Origin of the sequence: Peribacillus sp. YIM B13472, assembly GCF_042788005.1 — a bacterium.
In the GTDB taxonomy this organism is placed as follows: domain Bacteria; phylum Bacillota; class Bacilli; order Bacillales; family DSM-1321; genus Peribacillus; species Peribacillus simplex_E.
In genome coordinates this window covers 40,622-65,117 of record NZ_JBHZPG010000020.1, presented here as the reverse complement: position 1 = coordinate 65,117, position 24,496 = coordinate 40,622, and the positions used below count along the sequence as shown (strand labels likewise).

The 24,496-nt window shown below is 38.2% G+C and carries 22 protein-coding genes; 16 read left to right on the top strand and 6 right to left on the bottom strand.

Features of this window, described 5'->3' with window-relative positions:
- Positions 1-51 precede the first annotated feature (51 nt).
- On the top strand, positions 52-1,782 hold the full coding sequence (locus ACFX4I_RS16095; protein ID WP_377421719.1) for a phospho-sugar mutase: 1,731 nt from the start codon (positions 52-54) through the stop codon (positions 1,780-1,782).
- A gap of 622 nt (positions 1,783-2,404) precedes the next feature.
- Here the strand turns inward: ACFX4I_RS16095 and ACFX4I_RS16090 are convergent.
- Complete coding sequence (locus tag ACFX4I_RS16090) at positions 2,405-2,590, bottom strand: hypothetical protein (RefSeq protein ID WP_377421717.1); 186 nt, start codon at positions 2,588-2,590, stop codon at positions 2,405-2,407.
- A gap of 312 nt (positions 2,591-2,902) precedes the next feature.
- On the opposite strand from ACFX4I_RS16090, the gene ACFX4I_RS16085 reads away from it, so the two are divergent.
- Positions 2,903-3,289 (top strand): DUF192 domain-containing protein, encoded by a 387-nt coding sequence (locus ACFX4I_RS16085; RefSeq protein ID WP_230303062.1) that lies wholly within the window; start codon positions 2,903-2,905, stop codon positions 3,287-3,289.
- 213 nt (positions 3,290-3,502) lie between these two features.
- A complete protein-coding gene (locus ACFX4I_RS16080) occupies positions 3,503-3,955 on the top strand; it encodes a YoqH family protein (protein ID WP_230303083.1) in 453 nt (150 codons plus the stop codon).
- Positions 3,956-4,251: 296 nt separating this feature from the next.
- On the opposite strand, the gene ACFX4I_RS16075 is transcribed toward ACFX4I_RS16080, so the two are convergent.
- Positions 4,252-5,442 carry an MFS transporter gene (locus ACFX4I_RS16075; RefSeq protein WP_377421715.1) on the bottom strand — a complete coding sequence of 397 codons (1,191 nt, stop codon included), beginning with the start codon at positions 5,440-5,442 and terminating at the stop codon, positions 4,252-4,254.
- A gap of 719 nt (positions 5,443-6,161) precedes the next feature.
- On the opposite strand from ACFX4I_RS16075, the gene ACFX4I_RS16070 reads away from it, so the two are divergent.
- The 3 genes from ACFX4I_RS16070 to ACFX4I_RS16060 all read left to right on the top strand — a co-directional run bounded on the left by ACFX4I_RS16070 (position 6,162) and on the right by ACFX4I_RS16060 (position 8,925).
- Positions 6,162-6,344 carry a hypothetical protein gene (locus ACFX4I_RS16070; RefSeq protein ID WP_076369439.1) on the top strand — a complete coding sequence of 61 codons (183 nt, stop codon included), beginning with the start codon at positions 6,162-6,164 and terminating at the stop codon, positions 6,342-6,344.
- A 115-nt stretch (positions 6,345-6,459) separates the two neighbouring features.
- Positions 6,460-6,591 carry a DUF6254 family protein gene (locus ACFX4I_RS16065; RefSeq protein WP_228467419.1) on the top strand — a complete coding sequence of 44 codons (132 nt, stop codon included), beginning with the start codon at positions 6,460-6,462 and terminating at the stop codon, positions 6,589-6,591.
- 1,650 nt (positions 6,592-8,241) lie between these two features.
- A complete protein-coding gene (locus tag ACFX4I_RS16060) occupies positions 8,242-8,925 on the top strand; it encodes a C40 family peptidase (protein WP_230304159.1) in 684 nt (227 codons plus the stop codon).
- 269 nt (positions 8,926-9,194) lie between these two features.
- On the opposite strand, the gene ACFX4I_RS16055 is transcribed toward ACFX4I_RS16060, so the two are convergent.
- From ACFX4I_RS16055 to ACFX4I_RS16045, 3 genes are all read right to left on the bottom strand, one after another.
- Positions 9,195-9,419: a twin-arginine translocase TatA/TatE family subunit gene (locus ACFX4I_RS16055; RefSeq protein WP_230304160.1), complete on the bottom strand. Its 225-nt coding sequence runs from the start codon at positions 9,417-9,419 to the stop codon at positions 9,195-9,197.
- Positions 9,420-9,625: 206 nt separating this feature from the next.
- Complete coding sequence (locus ACFX4I_RS16050; protein ID WP_377421712.1) at positions 9,626-10,795, bottom strand: ZIP family metal transporter; 1,170 nt, start codon at positions 10,793-10,795, stop codon at positions 9,626-9,628.
- Between the two features lie 15 nt (positions 10,796-10,810).
- Positions 10,811-11,827: a multicopper oxidase domain-containing protein gene (locus ACFX4I_RS16045; RefSeq protein ID WP_283931723.1), complete on the bottom strand. Its 1,017-nt coding sequence runs from the start codon at positions 11,825-11,827 to the stop codon at positions 10,811-10,813.
- Between the two features lie 795 nt (positions 11,828-12,622).
- Between ACFX4I_RS16045 and ACFX4I_RS16040 the strand changes: the two genes are divergently transcribed.
- The 10 genes from ACFX4I_RS16040 to speD all read left to right on the top strand — a co-directional run bounded on the left by ACFX4I_RS16040 (position 12,623) and on the right by speD (position 23,388).
- Complete coding sequence (locus ACFX4I_RS16040) at positions 12,623-14,068, top strand: alkaline phosphatase PhoX (RefSeq protein ID WP_377421710.1); 1,446 nt, start codon at positions 12,623-12,625, stop codon at positions 14,066-14,068.
- Positions 14,069-14,124: 56 nt separating this feature from the next.
- A complete protein-coding gene (gene tatA / locus ACFX4I_RS16035) occupies positions 14,125-14,334 on the top strand; it encodes a twin-arginine translocase TatA/TatE family subunit (RefSeq protein WP_230304164.1) in 210 nt (69 codons plus the stop codon).
- Between the two features lie 47 nt (positions 14,335-14,381).
- The gene (locus ACFX4I_RS16030; RefSeq protein WP_377421708.1) at positions 14,382-15,395 is read left to right on the top strand and encodes a bifunctional metallophosphatase/5'-nucleotidase; all 1,014 of its coding nucleotides are present in this window, start codon (positions 14,382-14,384) and stop codon (positions 15,393-15,395) included.
- An 882-nt stretch (positions 15,396-16,277) separates the two neighbouring features.
- A complete protein-coding gene (locus tag ACFX4I_RS16025; protein ID WP_230304146.1) occupies positions 16,278-16,505 on the top strand; it encodes a hypothetical protein in 228 nt (75 codons plus the stop codon).
- Positions 16,506-17,578: 1,073 nt separating this feature from the next.
- Entirely contained in the window at positions 17,579-18,754 is a 1,176-nt protein-coding gene (locus ACFX4I_RS16020; protein ID WP_377421706.1) for an acyl-CoA dehydrogenase family protein, read from the top strand.
- 208 nt (positions 18,755-18,962) lie between these two features.
- Entirely contained in the window at positions 18,963-20,117 is a 1,155-nt protein-coding gene (locus tag ACFX4I_RS16015; protein ID WP_377421704.1) for a betaine/proline/choline family ABC transporter ATP-binding protein, read from the top strand.
- Positions 20,118-20,129: 12 nt separating this feature from the next.
- On the top strand, positions 20,130-20,783 hold the full coding sequence (locus ACFX4I_RS16010; RefSeq protein ID WP_377421702.1) for an ABC transporter permease: 654 nt from the start codon (positions 20,130-20,132) through the stop codon (positions 20,781-20,783).
- Positions 20,784-20,794: 11 nt separating this feature from the next.
- Positions 20,795-21,712, top strand: a complete 918-nt coding sequence (locus ACFX4I_RS16005) for an osmoprotectant ABC transporter substrate-binding protein (protein ID WP_377421700.1) — start codon at positions 20,795-20,797, stop codon at positions 21,710-21,712.
- Positions 21,713-21,728: 16 nt separating this feature from the next.
- Positions 21,729-22,391, top strand: a complete 663-nt coding sequence (locus ACFX4I_RS16000) for an ABC transporter permease (RefSeq protein WP_377421698.1) — start codon at positions 21,729-21,731, stop codon at positions 22,389-22,391.
- 160 nt (positions 22,392-22,551) lie between these two features.
- Positions 22,552-23,388: an adenosylmethionine decarboxylase gene (gene speD, locus ACFX4I_RS15995; protein WP_283931717.1), complete on the top strand. Its 837-nt coding sequence runs from the start codon at positions 22,552-22,554 to the stop codon at positions 23,386-23,388.
- Between the two features lie 24 nt (positions 23,389-23,412).
- On the opposite strand, the gene ACFX4I_RS15990 is transcribed toward speD, so the two are convergent.
- Entirely contained in the window at positions 23,413-24,438 is a 1,026-nt protein-coding gene (locus ACFX4I_RS15990) for a YeiH family protein (RefSeq protein ID WP_377421748.1), read from the bottom strand.
- Positions 24,439-24,496 lie beyond the last annotated feature (58 nt).

Here is a 24,496-nt window from a genome sequence, read left to right as displayed (position 1 = left end):
AAAGAGTAAAGAAATGCAAAAAAAAGCAAAATTGGAAGGAGCTGTATTATAATGAATTGGAAGGATTTGTATAATTTTTGGACGAGTTACCCTGATTTAAATCATGAAATGCGTTTATTGCTTGAAGAAATGAAGGATGATGAAATAGTACTTGAAGACGCCTTTTATAAAAGTTTGGAATTCGGAACGGGTGGTATGCGAGGGGAAATTGGTCCAGGTACTAATAGGATGAACATTTATACCGTGCGAAAAGCGACTGTAGGACTTGCTGAGTATATTCAATCGTTTGGAAACGAGGCAAAATCCAGAGGAGTTGTAATTGCTCACGATTCAAGACATAAGTCTCCCGAATTTGCATTGGAAGCAGCCAGGACTTTGGCTACAAAGGGAATTAAAGCTTATTTATTTGGTGAATTACGGCCTACCCCACTGCTCTCTTTTTCCGTACGTAAGCTGGGTGCATTTGCCGGTATCGTCATTACAGCAAGCCATAACCCGCCTGAATATAATGGGTATAAAGTGTACGGATCAGACGGGGCACAGTTACCTCCTGATGCGGCGGATCAAGTCATTAATTACGTGAACGCAATTGAAAGTGAGCTTTCCATTGTAGTTGAGGAAGAAGAAATCCTAAAGGACAGAGGACTCATTCAAATCATCGGGGAGGAGCTGGATACTGCTTATAATGAGCATTTGCTTACTATTCCGGAAAATCCAAAGTTAGCAGATGAAATCGATGTAAAGCTCGTGTTTACACCGCTTCATGGTACAGCCAATAATTCAGTAAAACGTGCTTTGCATGATCTAGGATATCGAAATGTTCACATTGTTAAAGAACAGGAAATGCCCGATGCTACCTTTCCTACTGTTAAAGTGCCTAATCCAGAGGAACATGCTGCTTTTGAATTGGCCATTGCGCTTGGAAACCGCGTCGACGCTGATTTATTGATTGCCACCGATCCGGATGCGGATAGGCTCGGAATTAGCGTGAAAAATAATGTTGGAGATTATGTCGTATTAACAGGAAACCAAACAGGCGCTCTCTTTTTGGATTATTTAATTTCACAAAAACAAAAGAAAGGGACTCTTCCTGAAAATGGAGTCGTATTAAAGACCATCGTGACTTCAGAAATAGGAAGGGCGATTTCTGAGCAAAATGGTTTAAAAGCCGTAGATGTTTTAACTGGATTTAAATTCATTGCTGAAAAAATCAATGAATACCACACAAGTGGAGAACACTCTTTCCTGTTTGGCTATGAAGAAAGCTATGGATATCTAATCAAAGATTTTGCTCGAGATAAGGATGCCATACAGGCTACTATTCTGGCAGTGGAAGTTTGTGCCTATTACAAAAAGCAAGGCAAAACGATGTACGAAGGTTTACTGGATGTTTTTGATAAATATGGATATTACTTGGAAGATTTGCGATCGTTGACTTTGAAAGGAATTGAAGGTGCCAGACAAATTGAAGCGATTCTCAATGAATTCCGTGAAAATCCACCAGATCAAATCTCTGGTCTTCAAGTAGTGGTTCAAGAGGATTATCTCAGCAGGAAAAAATACATGTTTGCGTCAAATAGGGAAGAGGCAATCAAGCTCCCCAAATCGAACGTATTGAAATACTTTCTTGAAGATGGCACATGGGTATGTTTACGACCTTCCGGAACAGAACCTAAAATTAAATTTTATTTCGGTGTTAAAGGAAGTTCGATGAAGGAAGCGAAAGGGAAATTATCCACCGTTATGAAAGACTTTATGAGAAGTATCAATAAAATGCTTTAAGAAGGACTCTCATTCAGAGGATCTTCTTAAAAAACTAGGGTCAGCATTCATTATGTAGAGAAATGCGGACCCTTTTTTGTCTATCATTAGATTAATACTGTTTTCTAAATCTAGCACACAGCCTTTCGGTGTTGTATCCCAGCATGGGTTGGGTATGAGGGTGTGTGTGGTAGGTTATAAGGGGCTGATGGGGATATTTATTACTATTCGACACTACTTGGAAGATTGAGCATATAATATACTATTCCAATCCAATTCTCCAAATCCCCCCCTATATAGTAGCCTTGCTGATACCGTATGACGTTACGAAGTACAGTTGTACAGGCCCTAGGATGGGCCTTATGAAAGGTGCTAAATGGGGAGGGTTTTTAAAAAGGATCATTGGCGCTCATGGTGAGGCTATCCCTGATGAGAAAAGTCAAATATGAAAAGAACCTTTAAAGATGATGTCTTAAAAAGTAAAACTAGAACATTTAACATAATACATAAAATCGCCATTCAAACAAAAGAACCTACCCATTTAACTAAGGCATAGCAATGTTATAAAGATATATTTTATATAGCGTGCATACCCCGAACTGATTCCTTCCTGGGACTTGCCGAAATTACTAAAGTTTCTTAACTATTGGTGATGCTCATTGCCGTATTGACCTTCTTCAAAGCCTAATTTGATATTTGTCAAGCACCTTTTTAATTTGATTATGCTGTCTAGCTCATTCTTCAATAATTCTTCTGCCAATGGAACAGGCTTACGCATTTTCTCGCTGATTTCGATCAGGGACAGCATTCCTATGTTGTGTGTTAACAACTAAAAATTCCATTTTACAAGCTTTAATTAAGTTCATGAAAGGTTTCCAAAACCACGCCTGTGCTTTCATATTGTTGCTGTGATTATTGAAAACAGCGTATTAAATTTAAAATCATAGAATAAGTATTAGAATTGAAACGGTGATTTGTTGGTTATTTTTTTCAGCTTGTATTCGTATTATCTCAACTTTCTTCCTTTTTATTATTAGGCAATAGACGTTTTTTCGAAAAAAAAAATTCAATCTCATGAACTTTTTTTAAAAAGACCTTAAATTTCTTTCCTGCTTATACTAATACTCGAAGGTGAGTGAACATGAAAAATGTAATAAAAAGAAAAATGATAAAAATACTTAGTGGAAACAAGGAAACTGGATTAACCGTTCAAGTTGCAGATACTCAAAGAAAAAGAGAAAAGGGCTTAATGTTTGTTGGGAAATTACCAGAAAATGAAGGGATGTTATTTGTGTTTTCAGAAGAAATATATGGTGGCTTTTGGATGAAAAACACATTAATTCCTTTATCTATTGCTTTTCTTGACTCAGCTGGGGAAATTCTAAAAATACTTGATATGGAGCCTTGTAAAGAGGATATATGCCCTACCTATGATCCAGAAATATCATATCATTATGCAATTGAAGTGAATCTTGGATGGTTTGAAAAGAATCAAATTAAAGTAGGGGATTATGTAAAGCTTCGTTGAATTCATATCACCTCACCTTTAGTTCTTTGAGGTGAGTTTTAAATGGATATTTATATTAATGTAACAAAAAAAGGTGTTTTACTTTATTACCAGGAGCTGCTCAGCAGCTCCTCTTCGTATGCAACTAGAGAGGCAGGTTACTTGAATAAGGACTATCTATATTTAGATCATAATGAGGGTAAAATAACCAAAATAATTGTAAGAGGTGTTAGTATGAAACAAATTGTTTTGGGCATATTTATAATCTTAAATTTTGTCATTTCCCCTATACGAATAAATGCAACAACTATGCCTTGTAGTATGGTATTGGAACCAATTGATAAAAAGCTTACAAATTCTAAGGGAACAGCATTGGTTTATAAAGTGCAGTTGCGCCCACCAAGTTTTGCACGAACTAATGTAAGTATTCTTGGGGTACACCTTCCAGAACCATCTTCTTATGGGAATTACGATAGCTATGAAGGTTTTGCCTTTATACCATACGAAATTAGTTGGCGTTTCAGGCTTTATCCTTCTCCAGAAAAAGATAGTCCAACTTGGGCTGGAAGATTTGATGAAATTACAGCGAAAATGGAAAATGTAGAAGTGCAGGTGCGTCTTTCTAATTCAAAAACTGAAAAATTGGGACCCACTATATTAAGAAGTAATATCAAAAACTGTAAGTAGTTATGGAACTAACGGGTGCTTTCGTATTCTAAGGTCGACCAGTAAAATTACTGGTTGACCTTTTTTTAATAGAATCTATTTTATCAGTAGTCAAGGTAGGACGTACGGGTGCGCGGGACTTAATCCCGTGAAGTAAATTGTCCGCCAGAAACATGTTTAAGGCTGGTTGGGACTTAGAACTCGTATAACAAGCGAAGTTATGACACTGCATGGATGTATATGGTTAGTAAGTAACTCGTTTATTTTGCCATTGCAGGTACCTTAGGATGCATACCAAGGCGCTCATAGTATCTCTATTATGCTAGTTTCTTTTGTTTTTGGTCTAAGCGATGACTTAGGAAAGTTAGAAGACTTGCAAAGATAGCAACCAACCCACCTACCAATGTAACACCCATCAAATTTCCCTGATGGTAAACAACTCCGCCTAATGCGGAACCAAAGGCGATACCGACATTGCTTGCTACTGGCATCAGTGAAGCAGCTAGTCCTGTAGCTTTTGGTTGATAAATGCCGGCAAGATCTATCAAATAAAGCTGGGTAGATGTTGTTAAAAGGATGGCCATTAATGACATTAAACTAATATTAACCAATCCAAAGATTAAATTATCTGTGGTCCAATATAAACTGATCAGAACAATTGCTTGAACGAGAAAAACAAACCGGAGGCGTCCGATTGCATTGTGGCTGGCAATTTTACCAGCGAGTATGTTGCTGAAAATGGAAATAAATCCGTAGCCAAACAAGATCAAACTGATTGAACTACTTGGTGCTTCCATTCCTTTCAGGATCGGAACAAGATACGTATAAACGGCATATGTTGCACCAAATCCAAGAGATGGAATGAAAAAAGCCATTAAGATTCGTGGGTGTGTTAACAAAGAAAATTGCTCACGCATTGAACTGCGAAATGTACTGTGCATAGTAGGCAAAATGAAGAAAGATGCCAAAAACGCAATTCCACCGAGAAAAGTCGTTAACAGGAAGGTTGCATTCCAGTCGTACCAATCAGCGATGACAGTGCCTATTGGTACTCCAATCACATTAGCAAGAGTAAAACCACCGAAAACGAATGATATAGCAAGTCCACGTTTTGCGATTGGCATGGTTTCGCTTGCAACAATCATGGCAAGGGAAATTAAAACTCCTGTTACGATCGCAGTCATCATCCGAAGAGCAAGGAGCATGATGTAGCTCGACGAAATTACGCACAAAGCATTCAGGATGATGAACGAACCTATCAAAAACAACATCCATTTACGTTTTGGAAAATGGCTTGTTGCCGACATCACGAGTGGTGTCGCAATGGCAAACGTAATCGCAAACGCAGAAACGAGTGTACCTGCTTTCGCATTTGTAATATGGAGACTCGAGGAAATATCGGTTAAGATCCCGATGATAACAAATTCGCTTGTCCCGAGAACAAATGTTAATAAAGTAAGTGTTAAGATGAGTAGCCAATGTCGCTTGGATAATTCTGTGTCGTGCATAAATACCTCTTTTCTTAGATGGATGTAAATGTGTCACAGGGTAGATAAACAATCTAACTATCATATCATAAAAATATTTTATGAGGAAAACCACTGGTTAGTTATCGTTTATTATTTCTAGCTAAAAAGCTTATACCTGAATCATTCACTAATTTTACCGCAACCTGTTTTGTTATAAAACAAAAAATAATCCAAAACGGATTAATCATAAGTTAATCATAAGAGTAACATGATGATAATAATATAGTTTTCTAATATCAGGGATAAAACATAAATCAAACAAAAAGAATTGGATCACGATGGTTAATGAAAATAAGCAAAGAAACAAGCGGGAACAATAGAAAAAGAAAGTTAAGGATAATCTGAAGATGGAAGCTGTCAAAAATATCATAGCAAAAACGGGAGACCTAGCAAGATTAGATGCTAAAGTCAATAATACTTACACTTTAATCATCAAGGATGGAAGGATGATAAGCAACATATAAATGGGAAGTGTGTTGTCATTAATGGAAAAATCCAAGTCAAGAAATTCTGGTGTTAAGTTAATTTCAAACACCTTATGTAAAACGGAAACATTGTAGGTATATAACTTATAAAATAACCGAACCGGAACTTTTTATTCACTTTGTTTTTTACCCGAATTACATGAAAGGTTCATGTAATTCGGGGTATATTTCTTCTTTCTGATCTCATACTAAAGATAAGAAGGAGGGTTATCCATGGCAAAACGAACAAAGAAAAATGATGCAGACCAAAAGAACAAACAAGGATTCAATTCAAGCAAAACCGATTCAGAATTCTCTCAAGAATTTGGCAGTGCAAACGCAAATCAAGCACATAAAAATAAAGCGAAAAAAGAAAAAGCATCTAAAAATCAAGGTGAGTGGAAAGGCATGCATTAATTAATACTTGCCCGACTCGAACTCATGATAGGTGATGACTGCACCGAGTACAAAAGGTGGAGGCTTTTCATGCTTCTAACGGATTACTGAACTTTATGTAAAGGAGCTTATTTAGATGACTCAATCTAAGCGACAAGAAGAACGCCAATGGAAAGATCGTAAACAATCGCAGAATCCACATGGTAAGGTTAAATCATTTGAACAATTAGCTGAAGGCATGGGCAAAAATGAATCTGAAACTAAGTAAAACTGCTTAAGAATGAGAGGCTATCCCAAAGGGTCAGAGCCCCACATAATAGTGAGGTCACTTCCTTGGGGGGTACCCTCTCTTTGTCCTGAAAATTAGTTTGAAAATTTAACCTTCATCAACAAGTAGTGTCTTCGTAGCGGGAACTATTAAACATTTTATGGAATTAATTTAATATATTAATTGGTTAAAATGATTTTAGTTTTTTATTTTGGTGGATAAAAGCAACAATAGGTAGCTTCAGTTTATAGACAAAAGGGTTCTTTCTAAAAGTAAACAAAGTCGATTGGAGCGGGTGTGCGAGACTCCTGCTTAGAAAAGAGCGTCCAGGGGAGACCCCGCAGGCGAAAAGGCACCGAGGAGGCTCCCGGACCGCCCGCGGAAAGCGAGTGCCTGGAGAGGAAATCAACGTTCAAATTGTACAAACCCCAAAAAAATGTAGACAAACTCGATGGAAATCGAGTTTGTCTACAGTCTGAAGCTACAATAGGTAGCTTATTATTCTGTAATTTCTTATATCTTTATAAAAACTAAAAACAAAATTGATAGACAATATGAGTATATCCTTCCTGTACCAGATGTATATTGGGATAAAAATTCAGGCTGGGTAGATACAATGGGTGGATTCTATTTCTGGCCTTTGCCAGTAATTCTCCTTTTTATTTATTACTTTTTTATCCGGGTTTGGATACGGGTACAGACCATAAGGATTTTACTTTTTTATTACATAGTTTGTGTCAACTCTCAATAGGTCTTAAGCAACTAACAAGTGCGTTAGCGGCCGAGCCTAGGTCGTATCATATAGCGGGTGGGATTCCCGTCGAGTAAGAACTAGCCATCCGCTCGTAGCGAGTCTTGGAGGGCTAAAGGTAACTTTAGTCTTTAAGCGTAGACAGTTAGGTGGCGGGCCGAAAGCCAAATGGTTGAAGTGATTGAGCTCCATAATGTTAGTAAACCGAGAGGGCTGATGCTTTGCGCACAGCAGAAAGCTACTTTTTATCCTTCATTAAGGGCAAGATGGATAAAACCTCTCTGTAGTCAGAGACCTTGGCACGTTACACATCGATATGATACGGCAACTCGGGAGACCCTACCGGTCTTTTCTTGTTAGAAGAGTATGGTGTACAAGCGATAAAAAGCAAGGAAACCAAATGCTGTGTAGGGATTCGGATAGCAGCGTAGTACCAATGAAGTTGGGTAATGCCGATGGAGGAAAGGCTAGCTACCAGTTATCGACCATACTAGGGAAACATTTACTACACTCGGAGGTAGGGATAAATGGAAACAAAACTACTATGGATAGCAGAATTAGCAAAATCTGAATCTGAGAGATTAGCTGCATTTTGTGAATGGTAACTAGGAGGAGCCGTGTGCGTGAATAGCGCAAGCACGGTTCTGTGAGGGGGGCAGGAACACAATCAACCGTAAGGTAGAGAGGTTCCCTTCTACTCGACTAGCGGCCTTTTGAAAGTATAATTTATAATCAAATTCAAAATAAGAAAGAAAAAGAATCTTAGGGATATTTTAGTTATTTTGTATTTTTTGCACACTTTTTGCATGAATTTGTAATCATAATGTAAAATTAGGTAAATATGTGTGTCACTTAAAGCTGATAAAATTATAAAAAAAGAGATTTTATCGGGGGAGAATATGAAAAAAATTATAGCATCTTTTGTCGTGTCTGGATTGTTACTATCAAATCCGTTGGTTAGTAATGCTGCATTGGGCGATCGTACATTAAAAAGTGGAATGACCCATACCGAAGTAAAGCAATTACAAGAGGTTCTAAAGAAAAAAGAATATTTTAAGAGTAAGAATACAACTACATATTTTGGGACGGTTACTAAAAGTGCAGTTGTAAAGTTCCAAAAAAATAAAGGCTTAAAAGCTGATGGTATTGTAGGTCCGAATACATATAAAGCATTGGGTGTAAAAAAGCAGACTTCCACCGTAGCTAATGTGAATAAAGCAAGCAATAAATCTTCTGCGATAGTGAAAGAAGCAAAAAAACATTTGAATGTACGGTATGTATGGGGTGGAACTACACCAAAAGGTTTTGATTGCAGCGGATTCCTAAAATACGTTTTCGATAAAGGTGCAGATGTTACTTTACCAAGAACGGTATCTGATATTTATAAAAAGGGTACAAAGGTGTCCAAACCACAAGTTGGAGATTTGGTCTTTTATGAAACCTATAAACCTGGTGCCTCACATGCTGGTATTTATATCGGTGGTAATCAATTCATACACAGCTCCTCATCAAATGGTGTAAGCATTTCCTCTATGGATAATAGTTATTGGAAGAAAAGATATTTAGGAGCAAAAAGAATGTAATAGAGAAAGTTGCCAGTTCTTTTTTTAGAGACTGGCTTTTATTTTTTTTAATTGTTCTACCAATAGGTTACGATACTGAGAAATCCTATGTGATCTTTATCAATCAAATAAGGATGCTAGCATTAAACCCCACAAATCCATACTATGCATTAAGTAACGTGGGCCAAGTTCTCCAAATGTTCAATAAGATTTATTTCATTGTTTTCATGGGTGGATGTATCCTTTTAAAATGAAAAATAAAAAGACGAGTTGCCTCGCCTATCCATTCCTTATGAAACTGTTGATTTATCCTGCTTCTTTTCAACAGTCGTTAACTCAGGATTTACCCCTTCATCCTTATCTTCATCATTTACTAATCCCTTGGTAGCACTCTTGAATTCAGTTAAAGTACGTCCAAAGGCTCTACCGATTTCCGGCAGCTTTTTAGGTCCAAAAATTATCAAGGCAATGACAAGTATTAAAATTAAACCTGGTATACCTATACTTTGAAACATAATGCTTCCCCCAAGTAATTAAATTTTGTAATTCCGTTAGCTCATTTTTAGAATAACCCCAGTAAATAAAATCGTTTGAATCCAATTTCTTATCAAGTTTTTTAAATCTAGATTTATTTTAATTACCGTTTCTTTCCTCTTCAATGTTGAACCCAAAGCTCTACCACGTTCGAATTGTTTATGCGTACAAACAAGATTTAGGCATCTTAAAATTTCACAAAAAATGCAGTAAAGTACATGATTAATAGTCCAATTGCGAATCCCGAAAGGTTTAACCATGAAACAGATGCTTCATTATGTTTTCTATGATCTTCAATGAGCATTTTTGTTATTACATAAATTACTTGAACAATTGCCCCTGCCCCAATACCTAGGAACAAAGCTCCCCAAATTGGTGAGAAGATGAATCCGCCAACCCATGTACCTACAATGGCGGGTGCACCTGCGATAACTCCCAGTAATAGAAAGTCTCTAAATCGAGGTGTGGTCTTTAATAAAGGAGCAGCGATTCCAATCCCTTCCGTAATGTTGTGCAGGGTAAACCCGATAATTAAAAAGGTCCCTAAAGCAGCTTCACCTAGTGCAAAGGAAGAACCAATTGCCAAACCTTCTCCAAAGTTATGAAGCCCTATTCCGGTAGCCATCAACAAAGCCAGACCAAAAGGATGATATCCTTTCTTTTCTTGTTTTCTTTGTTGATACTGATCAAAACCGATCAATAATAAGAAGGTTAAGGAAGCCGCAATTATGACAACCATATTTCCCTGAAAGACTGAAGGTGCTTCTGCACCGATTTCAAATCCATCAGCCAGAGTCCCAACAAATAAGAATAAAAGGAGCCCAACGGTAAGGGCAAGAATCCCATTTATGGATTTTCGCGAGAAGCGTTTCATAAAGGGATACCACAACAACCCCAATGTAATCGGGACAATACCAACGTAAAAGCCGATTAAGCCGTAATTAAGAAAGTTACTCCAGGTGGTTTCTGGAGTGAGTGTGGCAGCTGCAACTTCACCTTCCGTGATAATCCCATTCTCTGTGATTAACTTAATGGTATGTGGATCTCCTTCCACCCATGGGTAAGAGATGGTCACCTTTCCCTCATCAAATCGTTCAAGTTTTGCTTGAGGAGAGACGTTGTAATTCCACACCGAATCATTAACCATCACTTGAGAAATCGTTAATGGTTTGGGTCCAGTATTACTAACAGATAATTCGAAACCGATTTTAGTTACCTTGATGCGTTCAATATTCAAGACTTCTATCGGTGCTGCAGGATCTTTTTCTACACCTGCTCCATTCTTTAGCACCCATCCTAGCACCCCTATAAGTAATACTAACGGTATTAAAACAGTAATTAGCCATTTGCCCTTCATATTATCCCTCCTTTTTTACTCGACCTCAAAGAATCCCATCCAGCCTAACTCAGCAAATTCACTTACATGGGCATGAAACATATATGTTCCCTTGTATGGAAACCGAACTTCAATAATTCCACGTTCTCCCTGACATTGCATGATGGTATCTGTGAACTGAGAGGGGTTATCATTTCTACCGGTTGGATAATAAGTAAAGTAATTCGCATGCAAGTGAAACGAATTTAATAAGTCGAATTCTGTTAAATTACTAAGATAAATCCTTACAAGTTGATCTTTTTTGATTTTAATAGGGTGATTCATAAATGCGAAGGCATAGCCATTCACTGTATAAAACTCGTTTTCGCCGTCTAAATCCAAATCAAATCCATTCATTACCATGTTTAACTCTAATGCAGGCTCTCTTGGCTTCTTTGGATCAATAATAAAATTACCGTATAAGCCTTTATGGATATGGCGGGCTAGCGGGAGTACATGGCAATGGTAAATTTGTAATCCGTATGGCTTCGCTTCAAATTCGTACGTGAATTTTTGGCCAGGAAAAATGGAAGTTAAACCGTCCATCTCTGGAGGATGGATTCCGTGAAAATGAATAGAGTGGGGATGGCTGCCCTTATTAATAAAGTGAAACCGCAAAAGGTCCCCCTCGGTACAACGAAAAGATGGTCCTGGAATTGTTCCGTTATACGTCCAGCCTGGAAATTTAATTCCTTTGGCAATTTCGATTTCTTTATCAATTGCCACGACTTCATATTCCCGGAGTATTTGTCCGTTTGGCAGCTTGGTGACTTTTCCATAATCAAACTCTGTAAGGAGCCGTTCTGCCATTTTATAACCTGTGGTTTTTGTTTGATCACTCATATTTGCATGATTGGAATGATTGCCATTCTTGTGAGACGAATCATTGGCTGCCTGAGCCACAGTTGGGAATTGTGCCATTTTATTTAAGTAATAAGATCCGGCTATTCCAAACGCACCAGCAGTCCCCATCTTTAAAATATCTCTGCGGGAAACCTTTTTCTCATCCGACATTACTTGACCCCCTTCTAAAAAGTTTCCTCAAGGAAACTTTTTGTTGTATAAGCTATACTTTAAGCTAGGTACAAGTTTTGTGTCAACTCTTTTTTTAGGCTATATTCGTATTAAATTATTGCTCAGGTGGGGGATATTCAACCGTATTAAGACTGGGGTGTTTTTTTAAAGCATCTTTGAATAAAACTATATGTGCTCTTATGAATCGGAGACTCTACAATAAGTGTCCTTTCATTTAACTGTGTAATCTTCTTAAACCTATGGATTTCGTACAGCCAACTTTGAATATATTCCCTAATTGAATCGAAGGCTTGCTGTATTCTCCAGTCAAAATCCCTGCTTTTAGTTTCTATAGCCTCGCACTTCGTTTCCCAGTTCGATTTTCAATTCCCCTGTCAATAATAGATTTCTAATGTTAAGCATGTCTTTAACCGATTCCCCTTTCCAAAAATTAACTAGTTTTGGGTAATATAATCGGGTTAACAAGTTTGTTATAGTGCATTATTTACAAACTATTAATAAGCTTTAATAATCTGCATCAATTCTTTTATGACAAAATCCTTAGTTTTTTCTCGAATTTAGACTCATACCATCAATTTCCACCTTATGCAAGTTACAAATGTGATAATAACCTCCATTTTTTTCATATAAACCGTGACTTTTGACTTGTTTATCATGCGAAGTAATAAAATCACATGGAGTTAACGGAACATTTAAAAAGGTCTGTTAATTTTAATGGTAGAGTTTGCTATAAGGAATATAGCATCCCTCAAAAAAATTTTGGAGGTAATGTTAATGATATCTAGCAATAGCGGTTTAAACAGACGTAATTTCTTAAAAGTTGGTGGAATGAGTACATTAGCATTAACACTTGGTTCAACTGGGGTATTTTCTCTTGCGGGAGCTACAAAAGGATTTGCAGTGGAATCTAGCAATCCAACAAGCGGTTTTGGTGGATATGGCCCGCTAGTAAAGGATCCAAATGGAGTTCTTGATCTGCCAAGGGGATTTCATTACAAAATGCTTTCACGAACTGGTGATGTCATGCCTAATGGTGACCTTGTCCCTTCTGCTCACGATGGAATGGCTGCCTATAAAGGGGAGAAGGGTACTACCATTCTTGTTAGAAACCATGAAAATGGGACAAATTCTGATTACCCTGTAAACGGAAAAAAACCTTGGAGCGCTGGTGCTGCAGGCGGCACAACCACATTAATCGTTGGACAAAATAATAAAGTCATTGATCAGTATGTATCAAGTTCAGGTACAATCCGGAACTGTGCGGGTGGAGCTACGACTTGGGATACCTGGTTAACAATGGAAGAAACTCGTGATATGGGACATGGCTTTGTATTTGAAGTAAATCCGCTTGATCCTGAAAACGAAATGTCAAGAACACCGATCCGTGATATGGGTTATTTCTCCCATGAAGCTGGGCATGTTGACACTTCAACAGGGATTTGGTATTTAACGGAAGACGCAAGTCCAAGCTTTTTGTACCGTTTTACACCAAATGACCGAAGTCAAAAACTAGGTTCTCTGCAAAAGGGCGGGACACTTGAAGCAGCAGCGATTGATGAATTACCAGCTGCAGCTGCAAGTCAATTTAGTACTAGACAAAAATTCGGGATTGTTTGGAAAAAATTAAATCCTGAAATCGCACAGCAAGACGCTAAGGAAAAAGGCTGTATTCAATTTAGTCGCTTAGAAGGGGCTTATTTTTCTGAAGGTACTTTATGGTTTGATGATACAAGTGCAGGTTCAGCACGCCTTGGCCGTGTTTATCGCTACACGCCAGCGACAAACACCTTAGAACTATTCTATGAGTCTACGGATAAAAATGATTTAGAAGCACCAGATAACATTACAATCACACCTTGGGGAGATTTATGGATCGCCGAAGATGGTGGCGGTAATGATCGTATTGTCGGATTAACTCCTGAAGGAAATATTTATACTTTCGCTGAAAATATGATGAACGGTTCTGAATTTGCTGGCCCTACATTTTCTCCAGATGGAAATACTTTCTTTGTAAATATGCAAACACCAGGTATTACCTTTGCGATTTGGGGACCATTTGCACGCAGAAATTCTACCCGTAGACGAGCTATGAACCAGGCTCAACCGCCAACAAGTCTTGCTCCTGTTGTTTCGGATAAACTTACTGCATTTGCAGATGAACAAGGCATGTCTATATTAGAAGCAGCAGCTTTAGAGCGTCATGGTATGCCAATTTTATAAGTAATGATCGCATTTTTGAGTACGAACAAACCATCATGGTTTAGGAGGTGAGAAGATTGTTATCTAGTATCGGCATTCCTGGCCTAATTCTCATTCTAGTCATTGCGTTAATCATTTTTGGTCCTTCTAAATTACCTGAAATCGGAAGTGCTTTCGGGAAAACTTTAAATGAATTTAAAAAAGCAACAAATGATTTGATCAACAATGACACTGAAGAAAAAACTAAACTAGTCGCTCTTGAGAAAACCGAAAAGACTGGAAACTAAATAACTTGTTTTACAATTTAATTGAGTAATTGCTTGGAGGAAATAGTATGAATAAAATGGGAATGAATTTATTGAAGGGTTGTTTTTCGCTGACGATGGCTGCTGCTTTTGTCGGAAAGCCCGTTACAGCAGATGCGGGGGAAAAGCTCAAGGAGGGAGAGAAGTTTGAACTCACCATTCTCCAGACGAATGACTTTCATGGTCATTTGGATGACATCGTCACGCTGGATGATGGAACCATTCATCACAATTCTATTGCGAAGTATGCCACCATCATTGAAAATGTGCGCAATGAAGAGGAGAATCTGCTTCTCGTCGATGGCGGGGATGTCTTCCTGCGCGGCGAGTTTCAGGCGGGTCAAGGAGAGTTGGAGACGTCTCTTTTGAAAGCTTTGGACTATGATGCAATGGTTCTCGGAAACAACGACTTCCGCGTTTACCCTGCAGGAGAGGGCACACAGGACAGCCGTTATGAACAGTTAAAGAATTACCACCGCAACGTGAATTTCCCCATCCTTACTGGTAATGTCATTGAAAGGGAAACAGGAAAGTACATTCAGAATGTTAAACCTTGGAAGAGTTTCTCTTTCAATGGCGTTAAAGTCAGCATGATCGGCCTTACTTCGATGAAGCCGGAAATTCGCGGTTGGAATGATGTTGCAGACCTCGATTTCATCGAACCGGTTGAATCGTTGAATGAGTTGCTTCCTGAAGTGAGTGAAAAGTCCGACATTAATATTGTCCTTTCGCATGCCGGAAACACTGAAGACCACAAGTTGGCTCAGGTTCCAGGAGTTTCAGCGGTAATCGGCGCAGATACACACAAGGTCATCCAAACGCCCGAATACGAATTCAACGGAGAGGTGATGGTGCCAATTACTCAAGCCGGCGGAGAACAAGAACATTATTTGGGCCGCCTGGATTTGACTTTTGAAGTTGTTGACGGCAAAATGACGTTAGTCGAATCCGATGGTTTCCTCTACGACGTCACAAATGTCCCAGCCAATTCGGAGATTCAAGCGATTATAGACGAATATCGTTCAGAGTTGAATGCGCAATAATCCAAATGAAGTCTTCATAATGCTTTGTCGTTTCTTTATTAATTTATGCAGTAAGAATGCAAGGGCGTGTGCAGAAAGTCTGTGAAAACTAACGACTGCCGGCCTTTTTATTTTTGCGCGCATTTCCGCCCTATCCTCGGAGAACGTTGAACTTAGTGTAGATTTTATCTGTGTCGTTTAGATTAAATCCGCTGTTTTTTTATAAAAAGGATGGTTACGGAACTAATCATTTGTTATGCCATTGAGGTTGCGAGGGATTTGTACTTAAACTACCATGAATAACTTGATTTAAATAATTGTTGATATCCATAAAAAACCAATTATCTTTTGCTCGCTGATGGTCATAATAAATAAAGAAGAAGGGGCTAGTGATTTACGTATGATTCATATCATTTAGTAAATGAGGTGTCAGTTAAAGACGTTTAACTTAACTACTGGAAGCTTCATTAAAAATCGTTTCGAGCAAGGAGATGGTTCGCTTGCACGTAAAAGCAGAAAACTCATTTAATAATTGTCAATTATGCTTTGAAAGTTGATAAAACTTTTAAGATATAGGGGATGGTTGCTTTGGATGATAAACTCTAGTCACATACCAGTATTTACTCTAATGTAGATGAGGTGTTTATCGCAGAGAATTTATGCTGATTCGAAATGAAGCAAACCCCTTTTTCAGACAGGGTGCAACATTCAGTTGCATCCTGTTTTTATGTGTGTTCTTTTCCTGTTATCACTAGCGCGAGCCATTTTATTTATATCCTCTTTACTAATCTGTTACGTTATAAAATAAAAAAAGACGGAAAAGCATAAAGGTAACAAGATGATAAAAATATAATACACTATTATCGGAGAAGACATAAATCAAACAAAAAGGATGGGATCCTGATGGTTGATGAAAATAAGCAAAAAAACAAACGGGAACAATGGAAAAAGAAAGTCATGGATAATTTAAAGAGGGAAGCTGTCAAAAATATCATAGCAAGAACGGGAGACCTAGCAAGATTAGATGCTAAAGTCAATAATACTTACACTGTATACATCAAGGATGGAAGGATGATAAAGCAACCTACAAATGGGAAGTGTGTTGTCATTAATGGGAAAATCCAAGAATAAAAATTTGTGACGGAATAGAGAATAAACATTATAGAAGGCGAAGGTATATAGCGGTTGGACCACAGTAATTGTGCAAGGCCATCACAAAGTTCATGTGAAAACTTGCTTGGTAAGCTTTCAGGAGGAATGTTAGTGTAATAGATCTCGAGTCCTTACTTTGATGAGCTCTAATTTGATTAGATTTGGTACATTTGAGGTGTACGGCCGAGCAGATCGAACTTGAAACCCACATACAGGGGAAGAAATACAAATTATTGCTTCCAAAGTTTACTGCTTTTATACCGGATAAGGAAAAGAGGCGGTTAAATGAAAAAGTAGTATAGCATAAAAAATACTCTGGGATGAGATATACTCCAGAGTATTTTTTGCTTTATGTAAAGTTTAATTTATTTACTTTCGCACCTGTTTTTACATAGATAAGTGCTACGGATAAAATGCAAAACACTCTTAAATGAGTTTGAGAGGATACTTGGGTTTATTTCAAGCTTCAATATAAACGAATGGAAATTATTTGGGATTCTTTTTTTAAAATAAATTCTAATATATCAGTAGCCAGGGCAGGACGTACGGGTGCGTGGGACATGATTTCGTGAAGAAAACTGTCCGCCCCCTACTTGTAGAAACATGTTGGGGGTTGGTTGGGACTTAGATATCGAATAATAAGCGAAGCTATGAAACTGCTGGGAGGGCGTTAAACAGCAGAGGAGAACAAACAAAGATATTGACATCCTTTAGCTGGTTTATTGCTGTAACAGCCTCTGTTACAACACCCATTTTATTATGCAATTAAAAAATGAATTTTTGTTAAATGAATACCAATTATATTCCAAAAATAACCTCGACAGAATACATAATAAACCCATATTCAAAGCAGCTAAGTAATAAAAAAACAAGATTTATAATGGTAAAAAATAGATTTATAAAAGGGAATTCAATACTTTTGTTGAACAAGAATATTGTGGGTCATTTTAACAGTTTAATATTTGTGTTTGTAACCGTTTACATCTGGATATTTAACTTGATTATGTTAGTGGATTATAAGTGCAAAATCGTTAGAGAATGGAGGTTAACCCATGGTTAGCACGATGGCAAGCAATAAGGATGATTCTCGTTCCTTCCTAGCGGAAGAACACTTATTATTTAAACAATCAATTCGCGAATTTCTCGTCAAGGAGGCTGTCCCCTTTTATGATCAATGGGAAAAGGAGGGGGGAATTCCTCACTCATTTTGGAAAAAGATTGGAGATAATGGATTTTTATGTCCATGGCTTGATGTGGAATTCGGTGGAATAGGAGCAGATTTTGGATATTCAGTTGTGCTGGTAGAGGAATTGGAAATGGTTGGATCAGCGTTAAGAGGAATATCAATTCATTCTGATGTTGTAGCCCCTTATATTGCCTCATTCGGAACAATAGATCAGAAACAAAGATATTTACCAAAATTCATTACAGGTGAATTGATTTCAGCTTTTGCATTGACAGAGCCGGGAATAGGTTCGGAATTAGGGGATATTCAAACCACAGCGATTAAAAAAGATGGGTATTATATTCTCAATGGAGCCAAAACGTTTGTCACAAATGGCTTTAAAGCCGACTTCATGATAGTGGCATGCAAAACTGATCTTAATACTGTTCCTTCTGAGGGCGGAATCAGTTTACTGATCGTTGATAAAGATACGCCAGGATTTTCACGGGGAAGAAAGCTTGGTAAAACAGTTCAGGGATGCTCAGACACAGCCGAACTATTTTTCGATGATGCTTCAGTTCCTGTTGGCAACCTCCTTGGAGAGGAAGGGAAGGGTCTTTCATATATCATGCAAAAACTGCAGCAGGAGAGAATAATATGTACGATCGTGTCTTTAATTTCAGCGAAAGAAATGCTTCACTTAACGATGAATTTTATAAAAGGACGAAAAACATTTGATAAGAAAATAAGTAAATTTAAAAATGCACAGTTTACCATTGCTGAAATAGCGACAGATATTCATCTGGGAAGAACGTTTGTTGATGGTTTAATCTGTAAACATATGACTGGGGAGAATATCATAGTTGAAGTATCGATGGCTAAATATTGGATAACGGAGATGTCTAAGCGAATATCCGATAAGTGCATGCAATTACATGATGGCTACGGAAATATAGGAGACGATAAAATTGCCCAGCGTCACCGGGACATTCCTTTGACAACATTCTTTACAGGGACAGATGAAACCGTAAAAACCCTGATTGCTAAAAATATTGGGTTTTAATTCATCGTTAATTTTATAAATCATTCAACTACCTCAATTAACATGAGGTGGTTTTTTTATACCATTTATTCAATATAATTCCAACGAACTAGTTTTTTTAAATAAAAGGTTTATACAGTTTGTTATATGGGTACAAGAGACTGTGCAAATAAAAAATTAATATATTTGTAAAATTTGTAATTGTATGCGAATGATGGAGGTGCTTGTTATGTTAAAAATCGAAAATGTATCGAAAATCTATAAGGGAGGAAAAAAAGCTGTAAAAAATATATCATTGGATATTAAAAAAGGCGAGTTCATTTGCTTTATTGGTCCGAGTGGATGCGGTAAGACAACGACAATGAAAATGATTAACCGTCTTATCGAACCGTCGGAAGGCAAGATACTTATTAATGGTGAAAATATCATGGATAAAGATCCAGTCGAGCTAAGAAGACAGATCGGGTACGTTATCCAGCAAATCGGACTTTTCCCTCACATGACGATTCTTGAAAATATCACCCTCGTTCCAAAACTTCTTAAATGGAATGTACAGAAAAAAAAGGAACGCGCACTGGAATTGTTGCAGCTTGTCGATATGGGACCTGAATACCTGGAAAGATATCCCTACGAATTGAGCGGCGGGCAGCAACAAAGGATAGGCGTTCTCAGAGCACTAGCTTCCAATCCTCCACTCATTTTAATGGATGAACCTTTTGGTGCACTAGATCCAATCACCCGCGATGCCCTTCAGGAGGAATTTAAAAATCTACAGCGCACACTTGATAAAACAATCGTTTTTGTTACCCATGATATGGATGAAGCCATTAAACTAGCTGACAGGATCGTCATCTTAAAAGCTGGTGAAATCGTCCAAGTGGGAACACCGGATGAAATTCTCAGAAACCCAGCCAATGAGTTTGTGGAAGAATTCATCGGCAAAGATCGCCTGCTTCAAACAAGGCCAAATGTTGAGTTGGTTGAACAGATCATGAGTCGAAATCCAATATCCATTACAGAGGAAAAATCCCTTACAGATGCTATTACGATCATGCGCGAGAAAAGGGTAGATTCTTTACTTGTAGTCGATGAGCAAAATGTGTTAAAAGGGTTCGTGGATGTTGAAACGATCAGTGAATATCGAAAAAAGGCTAAATTTATTAGTGAAGTCATCAATACTGATGTCTATTCAGTGAAACAGGATACTTTAATCCGCGATTCCGTTCAGAAGATTTTAAAACGAGGATTCAAATACGTGCCGGTAGTTGACCACAATAAACATTTGGTCGGAATTGTCACTAGGGCTACATTGGTGGACATCGTATATGACAGCATCTGGGGAGAGGAAGAAAGTCAAATGGCAGAAATGGCAGAAATGTTTTAGGAGGTGAATGAGATGGAAACTTTGCTCGATTTTTTACAAACGAACTGGCAAGAATTGGTTTATAAGGCGTGGGAGCACTTATATATATCCTTGATCGCTGTTTTCCTTGGAATAATAGTTGCCATACCACTAGGGATCATGTTGACCCGAATGAAAAGGAGCGCTTCGATAATAATCGGATTAGCAAACATTATGCAGACATTGCCGAGCTTAGCGGTCCTAGCCTTTTTCATTCCTTTCCTCGGAGTTGGAAAAACACCCGCAATCATTGCGTTATTTTTCTATTCCGTATTACCCATACTCAGGAATACATACACAGGCATTAAAGGCGTAAATGGAAATCTGCTGGAATCCGGACGCGGCATCGGGATGACAAGCTGGGAGAGAATTCGTCTCGTTGAATTCCCGCTTGCACTTTCCGTCATTATGGCTGGCATCCGTACGGCTTCCGTCTATTTAATTGGATGGGCCACCTTAGCCTCCTTTATTGGAGGCGGGGGACTTGGAGATTACATTTTTATCGGTTTGAATTTATACCAAACAGAATATATCATCGCAGGTGCAGTTCCGGTAATCATCATGGCTATCCTGGTGGATTATGTATTCTCGATCATTGAACGAAAAGTCGTACCAAAAGGATTGAAAGGTATGAAGGAAGTTGCTTGAGGAGGATTACCATGTATAAAAAAATGAGACGTACAATTTTCATGACCCTTTTAGTTTGTTCATTAGTGATCACTGGCTGCTCCTTGCCTGGTTTAGGGTCCTCTTCTGAAACTACTGTAAAGATCGGTGCCCAAAGCATGACCGAATCCGAGATCTTGGCGAACATGATCGCTCAACTCCTTGAAAGGAATACGGAAGTTGATACGAAAATCATTAAAAATCTAGGTTCCAATTTCGTTCAGCAAAAGGCGATGGAGACCGGTGACATAGACATAGCCGCAACTCGATATACGGGGACTGATTTAACGAGTGTACTGGGGCAGGAAATTGAAAAGGATCCAGTAAAGGCGATGGAAATTGTTCAAAGGGAATTCAAAGAACAATATGGGTTCAAATTTTTTGATTCTTACGGATTCGATAACACTTATGCCTTTACGATTTCAAATGAATTGGCAGAGGAAAAGGGGTATCAGAAAATATCGGATCTGGAAAAGGATGCAGATAATTTAAGGTTAGGTGTAGATAGTGCTTGGCTGAAAAGAAAAGGGGATGGTTATAAAGGGTTCGTCGATACATATGGATTGGAATTTGGGGAAACTTATCCGATGCAGATTGGCTTGGTATACGATGCAGTCAAAAATGGTCAGATGGATATTGTCCTTGCATATTCCTCAGATGGACGGATTAAGGTTAATGATTTGAAGCTTTTGGAAGATGATAAACAATATTTCCCTCCATATGACTGTTCACCGGTAGTAACCAAAGAATTATTGGAACGATATCCTGAAATTGAAGATGAACTTAACAAGTTAATTGGTGAAATCACTACTGAAACCATGCAGGAACTGAACTATGAAGTTGATGGGAACTTGAAGGAGCCAGCGGTCGTAGCATCGGAATTCCTTAAAGCACATAAATACTTTGAATAAATGGGGGTGCACACTAATGGAAATCTTGCAACAGCTGGGAACTTATTATTCCCAAAATTGGATGTATGTACTAACTGAATTTTATCGCCACTTTTTAATGTCTGCCTATGGAGTTTTATTTGCAGCAATTGTAGCCATCCCCATTGGCATTTTCATTGCGAAACATAAGAAATTGAGCAATTGGGTATTTTCGATAACGAATGTGATACAAACCACACCAGCATTGGCTATGCTCGCTCTCCTGATGCTAGTAATGGGGTTAGGAACAAATACGGTTATCTTATCATTGTTTTTATATTCCTTACTGCCAATCTTGAGGAACACTTATGTCGGAATTACAAGTATAGATCATGCTTATTTAGAATCTGGCAAGGCAATGGGGATGACGAAGCTCCAGTTACTAAGAATGGTCGAACTGCCATTATCTCTGGCAGTCATCATGGCTGGCTTACGTACAGCGCTTGTCGTTGCAATTGGAGTAACCGCGGTCGGTACATTCGTAGGCGCAGGCGGGCTGGGGGATATCATTGTCAGGGGAACGAATGCTTCAAATGGAACGGCAATTATACTTGCAGGAGCAATTCCGACTGCATTGATGGCCATTCTCTCAGATCTTATACTCGGCTGGCTGGAACGAATTCTTTCACCGATAAAAAAGAAAAAAATTCATACTGCCTAAACCTAAAGAGCCATTGCATGTTAATGCAATGGCTTTTCCATGGCCAGAAATGCCAATTACCGATTAGAAGTCAGAAGCTTAGACTGGCAGACTTAGTTTTTTATTTTAGAAAAAGGGTAACTATAAGGGTAGTCGTAAAAAAATATAAGGGGAATCAATCATGAAACTTACACCAGAGCAGCGTATTGAACTTCATGGCTTTAATAATCTTACGAAATCTTTAAGCTTTAATATGTATGATATTTGTTACACAAAAACCAGGGAAGAGAGAGAGGCCTACCTGGATTATATCGATGAACAATATAATGCAGAGCGGCTTTCGAAGATCTTGCACAATGTTTCTGATTTAATAGGGGCACATGTTTTAAATACAGCCAAACAGGATTATGTCCCTCAAGGCGCAAGTGTAACCATTCTTGTTTCGGAAGGTCCTGTCGTAGAAGTACCTACGGGAACTTATGAAGAATCACCAGGGCCTTTACCTGATAATGTGGTCATGCAACTCGATAAAAGCCATATTACCGTACATACATACCCTGAATTCCATCCAAATGAAGGCATTAGCACATTCAGGGCCGATATCGATGTCTCTACTTGTGGGGAAATATCACCTCTTAAAGCCCTTAATTATCTCATTCATTCTTTCGATACCGACATTATCACGATCGATTACCGAGTAAGAGGCTTTACGAGAGATAAAGATGGGCGGAAATTGTTCATTGATCACGATATTAATTCCATTCAAAACTATATTCCTGATGAAGTGAAGGGTTTATATGACATGATTGATGTGAATGTATACCAGGAAAATATATTCCATACAAAATGTAAGCTGAAAAGATTCGATATTAATAATTACCTATTCGGCTATACAGAGGAAAAGCTGAATACAGAAGAAAGGCAAGAAATTATAGAAAGGCTTCGAACGGAGATGGATGAAATTTTTTATGGTGCCAATGTTCCGCATCCAATAGAAAAAAACAAGCATGCCGATTAAGGGATGCTTGTTTTATTTGAAAAGTTAATTTAAATGGAAAACCTGAACTAATACATACCCGAGACAAGTCAATAATATAGAGCCGATCAGTCCAGCTATAAAAGGTTTACCGCCATATTTACTAAACGTCACGAGGTCAATATTCAATCCTAGTCCTGCCATGGACATAGCCATGAGGATATAGGAAAGCATAACAAGTTTATCGGCTATGGGTTCAGGAACTGCACCTGTAGAATAAAGGGCACTCATTAACAAAAACCCAAAAATAAACCAAGGTATTTGAATGGACTTCCAGGAAAATTTCTTTCCGTTATCTCTTGATCGATCTTTCCAATTCATGATGAAACCGATTAAAATGGCAACGGGAATGAGCAGGGCCACCCTAGTCAATTTGACCACGACTGCCAAATCGACTGCCTCATTCCCCCCTGGCGCTGCTGCAGCGATCACGTGAGCGATTTCATGTAGTGTCGCTCCCGAGAATATACCGTATCCTTGATCGGATAACTCCAATAATGGATATAGGATTGTATAACCGAAAGTGAAGGTTGTACCTAAAACAGCAACCGTCGCTACTGCTATTGCAGTATCTTTTTCTTTTGCTTTTATTTGGGAGGAAATTGCCAGGATGGCAGCAGCTCCACAAATTCCCGTTCCGCAAGCTGTCAATATGCCTAGCTTTTTCTCAACTTTAAAAAGACGCGTCAATCCATAAACTACTAATATAGCAAATCCAAGACAAATGGCACCCACTGCAAATGTTTTCGGACCGGCATTAAATATATCCTTTAGGTTCAGGCGCATTCCCAATAAAATAATGCCCATTCTTAAAAGGACTTTACTTGAATAATTTGTCCCTGCAACGGTATAAGCTGGGACGCCAATGATCGCTTTCCAAACAACACCAATCAGTATCGCAATGACTAACTGTCCCATTATATGAAGGAATGGAAGCTCTGCTAAGTATTTTGCAGCAATGGCAATTAGCAAAGTCAATGCTATTCCTTTTGTAAATTCAAGTTTTTTAATTTCGACGTTTGTTTGTTCCAGTGTGATCACTCCATCTATGTTGATGCCTTAACTTTAAAGCTTAATTAAAAATAAGTGA